At 42.8% G+C, this 5,941-nt stretch carries 6 protein-coding genes; 5 read left to right on the forward strand and 1 reads right to left on the reverse strand.

Features of this window, described 5'->3' with window-relative positions:
* From DO97_RS20070 to DO97_RS20090, 5 genes are all read left to right on the forward strand, one after another.
* Window positions 1-287, forward strand: a 287-nt coding sequence (locus DO97_RS20070) for a type II toxin-antitoxin system PemK/MazF family toxin (protein ID WP_036537023.1), incomplete at its 5' end; no start/stop codon positions are given.
* A gap of 296 nt (window positions 288-583) precedes the next feature.
* Window positions 584-1,225 carry a GIY-YIG nuclease family protein gene (locus DO97_RS21655; protein WP_052128996.1) on the forward strand — a complete coding sequence of 214 codons (642 nt, stop codon included), beginning with the start codon at window positions 584-586 and terminating at the stop codon, window positions 1,223-1,225.
* Window positions 1,226-1,389: 164 nt separating this feature from the next.
* Window positions 1,390-3,558 (forward strand): KAP family NTPase, encoded by a 2,169-nt coding sequence (locus tag DO97_RS20080; RefSeq protein WP_036537027.1) that lies wholly within the window; start codon window positions 1,390-1,392, stop codon window positions 3,556-3,558.
* A 116-nt stretch (window positions 3,559-3,674) separates the two neighbouring features.
* Window positions 3,675-4,937, forward strand: a complete 1,263-nt coding sequence (locus DO97_RS20085; RefSeq protein ID WP_036537030.1) for a DUF4427 domain-containing protein — start codon at window positions 3,675-3,677, stop codon at window positions 4,935-4,937.
* Window positions 4,938-5,038: 101 nt separating this feature from the next.
* Window positions 5,039-5,548, forward strand: coding sequence for an ATP-binding protein (locus DO97_RS20090; protein ID WP_036537033.1), 510 nt, complete (start codon window positions 5,039-5,041; stop codon window positions 5,546-5,548).
* Here the strand turns inward: DO97_RS20090 and DO97_RS22715 are convergent.
* On the reverse strand, window positions 5,514-5,941 hold a 428-nt coding region (locus DO97_RS22715), incomplete at its 5' end, for a transposase (protein ID WP_072016523.1). The two genes, DO97_RS20090 and DO97_RS22715, sit on opposite strands and share 35 nt — an antisense overlap.

A 5,941-nucleotide genomic window follows, 5' to 3' on the forward strand; every position in this document is an offset into this window, starting at 1 on the left:
AGCCTGGATACCGCCGTCCCGTTTTAGTCGTTCAAGATGATACCTTTACTCAAAGCCGTATCAATACAGTCATCGTTGTCATTATCACTTCAAATATTCAGTTGGCAGAAGCTCCAGGCAATGTATTGTTACCGCAAGGAGCAACAGGCTTGTCTAGAGATTCAGTCGCTAATGTATCTCAAATTCTCACAGTCGATAAAACATTCTTGGTTGAATGTATTGGTTCCCTACCAAGCGGCTTGCAGGAGGAGATAGATGATGGACTACGAACAATCTTGTATCTGTAGCAACGCCAGCTAACAAGTCGCTGCACCGGAACGCTGCAAGTTGGTCGGTTGAGTATTCAAGGCCATCTGCGTCCGGTGAGCGGGAACGTTAGCCTGCAAGGTTAGTGGTGGGGACAGTACATCAATCCCATCTGTTTGTAGCAGAGATTCAATTTCCTAAAAATGTCTGATGAAGCTACTGCTGTATTTTTAGGGATTGCAGGAAAAAATACTTTGTTATATGTCTTTGCCTGTTTTTATTGTTTAAGATAGAGCTAATGGAGTAGTGCAAATGTATTTGTCAGGATTTGAAGAGGATGAAGTACCAAATTGAAGTGCAGCTTTGTCAAAAAGGTCACTTTCATGCCCAGGTTTTTGATGGAAACAGACAGGAGATATACAAGAGCGATGGGTTTGATAACCAAGATGAAGCTTTTGAAGATGCTGAAACTTGGTTTCGTTGGTCGCAGAATGTGATTCATGGTCAAGCAGACAGCATTTACTATATTGTGGCTGTACCACATGATTGGACAGGTTCGACTATTATCGAGTCTCATCCTTATATGGGGTTGCGTATAAAGATAGGTTTTTCAAAACATCCGGAGAAGAGAGTACGCGAGTTACAGACAGGCACATCAGATCTGTTAATGCTTCATGCCCTTGAACCAGGAGATCGGGAACTGGAGCGTAAACGACACACTGAATTCTCCGACCACCGGAAGATAGGAGAGTGGTTCATGTGTTCAAAAGCTCTTGCAGATCACATCCTACGAACTTGGGCAAAATACCGAGTGCTTCCTCCAAGACATCAAGAGAACATTTCAGTTCTAGTGAACCGAATCAAACTCTACAAATCCTTATACAAATTTTGGCCTGATGGCCCCGACCTCGTAAACCCTCCACTAGACGTGCCTTGGAAAGCCAAAAGACTTTTTCTTGATCTCACAGATCTCGCATAGCATTTGCAGGCTAACAATTCTGGTGCAGCGGATTGACCAAAGCCGCTTGTAGTGTTGCAAAGGTATCGGCAACCGCTGACCAGAACCGTTAGGCATCCAAGCCTGTAGGCAAAACATAAATTGATTTATTAGCTTAGAGAAGTCATTAACCTGCACGTAAGAATATGTCTGAGGAACGCTCTTCTCTTTCGGCTGATAGTCCATTAAAACATCCAAATGAAGATGAACTCGGTTATGCTCGTTTTGCGGAGCAGCTTGCTCATGCAGTAGTACGTATGGCTCCGAATGATGGACTTGTCATGTCAGTCAATGGTTCTTGGGGGTCCGGTAAATCAACAGTTCTCAATTTTATGCTTCACTACTTGGGGCAAGTGGAGGAAGATAATCGCCCTGTTGTGGTTCGATTTAACCCCTGGTGGTTTTCGGGGCGGGAAGATTTGGCTAGATTGCTGATTGGTCAGATCTGCGCGGCATTGGGAGAAAAAGAATCAGAGTTCAATAGAAAACTTAAGAAATATCTCTCAGATTTCACTGATGTAGTTTCTAGATTGCCGAGCATACCCGGTGTTACGCCTCTCTCATGGCTGAAAACAGGTAAATTCTTTACTGATAGTCTATTTAAACAGCCGAGCCTTTCTGAGCTTAAAGAGAAGATCGATAATTTACTCACTACTCGAAGCAAGAAAATTCTTGTTTTTGTAGATGACATAGATCGACTTTCTCCTGATGAAATACGCGATTTGTTTAGGGCAATAAAGGCAACTGCAAACTTCCCAAACACTATTTATCTTCTTGCTTTTGATACACAAGTCGTTACGAAAGCACTTGAACAAGGCTATTTTGCCTCAGGTCAACAATATTTAGAGAAAATTATTCAAGTTCCATTTGAACTGCCACACCCTGACAAAGTAGCACTACGGCAACTGCTTTTTAGTAAACTCGCTCAGATTATTACTAATACACCTGAGCATCTATTCGACCAGATGTATTGGACAAATGTTTATTTTGATGGAATTGATCATTTCATAAATACACCACGCGAAATAGTAAGGTTGATTAATGTACTTCGAGCTACTTATCCAGCAGTTCAAGGCGAAGTCAATCCAGTTGATTTCATTGCGATAGAAGCTTTCCGAGTGTTTAGACCAGAGATGTACGATATCATCCGAAAAAATGAAAATTTTCTAGTAAGAGCATCCGACTTATCAGAGAGAAATGGTCAAGAAAAATACTCAGAAATTTATAAGAATTGGATCAATCAGGTTCCTGAAAGGGATCAAAAAGCTGTTGAACGGATGCTTGTACGATTATTCCCAAGATTTGAGAGGCTATTTAGTAACATAATTTATAGCTCAGACTTTTCGTCTACTTGGCGCAAGAATTTACGAATTTGCAGCCCTGAGATTTTTCCTGTCTATTTTAGATTTAATGTTTCGGAGGATTCTATTACTGCCTCAGAGATGCAAATGCTCCTCAATGCCTCTCAAGATTCGATGGCTTTTGAGAAAGAACTTATCAATTACTCCTCTCAAACTAGGCGAGATGGTACGACACGACTACGAGCTATTCTCGAACGATTTGAAGACTATACTAAAGAAGATATTCCAACGCAGAATATTGAACCTATTATCTTTGCATTGTTTAAAGTCGGTGATGAGCTACTAAAGAAAGAAGATGATCATCGAGGCATGTTTGACTTTGGCAACGATATGCGGATTGTTCGTATCGTTTATCAACTTTTATCTCGCCTTGAAGAAGAGCAGCGATTTCAGATTCTTTACAGAGCTATTGAGGAAGGGGCAGCACTGTCTATATCAGAACGTGAGGTATCTGTTCTTGGACAGCAACATGGTAAATTTACGAACAGTGAACCGAAACCTGAATCTGAACGCTTTATTAACGCTGAGCACTTAAGTTCACTTGAGCAGTTAGTATTAGGAAAAATTCGGGAAGCCGCTAAGCTTGGAATCTTGTTGACAACTCCTAAACTAACTAGCATTCTGTGGCGCTGGAAGGCTTGGTCAGAGAGTGATGATGAAGTCAAACAGTGGGTTGCCGACATAACAAAGGATGATAAGAATCTTGCAATATTCATTGAGCATTTTGGAAATATCCATCATGTTCATTCGCAGGGAAATTTGTCCTCAAAGGCAGAGCTTCGTTTAGAACCCAAACGGCTAGAGCCATTTATAGATCCTGATGACATCGTTGATCGAGTACGCAGATTAATTAATCGTAATGACTTACCTGAAGAGCAAATTGAGGCAGCTAAGCAGTTCGTGAAGGAGTATGATTTGCTCAGCCAGGGTAAAGATCCAGATGATCAGTGGTGAAAGATGCCTAACAACCCGGTTGGAGCGGACTGTCGAGATATCTCGGTGTTGCAACAAAGGTTATCGGCAGCCGCTCAACCGGAACGTTAGGTTTCGATCATGCCCGAGGACAAGTAATGAATAAGAATTCCATTCGGTACGATTTGTCAGATTGGCTGATCCACTTTTTTCGAGATATTGACTTCGAGGGGAATAATTCAATCATTTATCCTGAACATATGGGTTTCGGTAACGTCGTCGAGGATTTTAAATGGTCTGCGCTGTTTATGCTTCGATGTGCGATTAAGCACGGTCGCTTGTGGGCAACTTGGTCATATCGAAACAACGTAAGAACTATTTATGGTCCTAATCCTGCAGTTTGCTTTACGGAGATGCCAATAGCCGCATTCCTTGAAGCTGGAGAAGCCAGATCGAGGCGCGGTGAGGCGATGAGCCAGTTTGCGCTAGTTTTTCCAAAAAAGGAGTTGTTTAAGGTTGGCGCCAACCCGGTTATTTATGGGCTTGATGATAGAAACTATTGGCCGCCATCCGGGAAAGGTGGCGGGAGTAGGATTATCGATCCGGAAAGGTTACCAGAAAGGGAACAATATCGTTATGTTACGTACAATCCAGCGTCGAGTAGCCCAATCGATTGGACCCATGAGCGAGAATGGCGGTGGCCGTACCGAGGCGACATAAGTGCTGTTGAGAAAGCAGTTGAAGAGTACGGCATGGTTGGTGATGCATTAGACATACCAGGGTTGGACTTTTACGAATACTTAATTAATGAAATGGGGGTGGTGGTAAGGGATAAGAAGCAAGCTACTTGGATAGCGCATGACATTCTTTCTTTGATAGATCGGGAAGTCATCAGAAAAGACCAGTATAAGTTTATTCTTGCGGCAGATGAACTACCACCCACGCATGAATTGATCAGCCCGTCGGAGGTATCAAGGGCGATATCTGATTCATTAATCGATCTTGAGCCAATCTTTTCATACGATGATGATGAGTTGACAGCTATTGCTTCAAAGTTCCACAGACTTGCGTCGGCCGTTGAGTCTAGTGCACCGCAGCCCGAGGCTGGAGAATTTGGTGGATGTTGGTTGTGGATGTTGGATAATACATCAAAGCTGGTACGAGCGTTAATCGCTGACGAGCGATTGACCGTTACAGAATCTGGCAAGTACTTGGCAAGCCTTTTCGAGTTTTCAGATTCGCGGTCGCTGCGTCAAAGGGAGACTATGGCGGTTGAGCTGGCGAGATTAGTGGAGTCCGAGTTCGGCGTCGAGTGTGGCTATTCCTCAGTGTTAAATTCGGATGATCCAAACGGTATTCCGTTCTACAACGACGATCATCTAGATAATCATATGCATTACAACGTGTCTTGGGAGTACTGATAATAGGTAAACCTAACTATGGCATGCAGGCGACGGCTTACAGCCGCGCCTGATGCCTGGCGTTAGCCATCTGAAGCGGCCCATATATTGAATGAACAAAAATGTTATTCAAGAAACTAGAAATTGATAATACTGGCCCGATTTCAGGCTTAAATATCGAATTCCCTAAAGCGGAAGTCTCCCCCAAGCCCCTTGTTGTTGTGGGTGAAAATGGATCCGGGAAAAGCATACTGCTATCTCACCTCGTAAACGCCCTTGTGGTAGGTAAGCAACAGGTATATGAGGATGTTGAAATTGAAAAAGGCAAAGTATTTAAGTACAGAAGTCCAAGCTACATAAAATCTGGTGAATCGTACTCTTTTTCAAATGTAGAATTTGAATCTGGCGAAAAAGTACAAGAATGGCAGCTTGCCCTTTCAAGAACTGACTTTGAGGAAAAGCTGGGTTACACACCTTTTAGGCCAGAATGGAATCAAATTCCCACAACAGAATATTCACATTTTATTTCTTCCTTCACGGGAAACTCGGAAAACACAAAAAAATATTTAAACAGCAATGTTGCTTGTATAGCATTTTTCACTCTTGTGAGGCGTAGTAGCAACAGTGAGTGAACCAATTTTTGAGGTTTTCCAAAGATACTTGAGAAAAAGCGTCTTCAATGGCATTAGCGAGATCGGGATAGCTGCGTGCCCCAATCGTCCGCAAAATATTTTTAATCTTTGAGAAGCAATTTTCTATCGGTGAAAAGTCTGGAGAATAGGGAGGTAAATAAATCAACTTAGCACCCACGTCCTCAATCAGCTTTCTGATCGTGTCATGGTTGTGTATCGAGTAGTTATCCATAATCACACAAGCTCCTTTCCAAAGTTTCGGAACCAGGTGGCGAGCAATGAAGGCTTCAAAGGTCAAACCATCGGTTGAACCGACGATACTTACGTTAGTGACAACGGTTTTGAGGCTGATTGCACTGATTGTAGAGACTCGTTTACCTCGCTTGCTGGGGC

Origin of the sequence: Neosynechococcus sphagnicola sy1 (assembly GCF_000775285.1) — a bacterium.
GTDB classification, from domain to species: domain Bacteria; phylum Cyanobacteriota; class Cyanobacteriia; order Neosynechococcales; family Neosynechococcaceae; genus Neosynechococcus; species Neosynechococcus sphagnicola.

What these genes read in the sequence shown, in the direction of transcription:
- DO97_RS21655 (WP_052128996.1), top strand. Translation starts at nt 584, where the DNA reads ATGAAGTACCAAATTGAAGTGCAGCTTTGTCAAAAAGGTCACTTTCAT.
- DO97_RS20085 (WP_036537030.1), top strand. Translation starts at nt 3,675, where the DNA reads ATGAATAAGAATTCCATTCGGTACGATTTGTCAGATTGGCTGATCCAC.
- DO97_RS20090 (WP_036537033.1), top strand. Translation starts at nt 5,039, where the DNA reads ATGTTATTCAAGAAACTAGAAATTGATAATACTGGCCCGATTTCAGGC.
- DO97_RS20080 (WP_036537027.1), top strand. Translation starts at nt 1,390, where the DNA reads ATGTCTGAGGAACGCTCTTCTCTTTCGGCTGATAGTCCATTAAAACAT.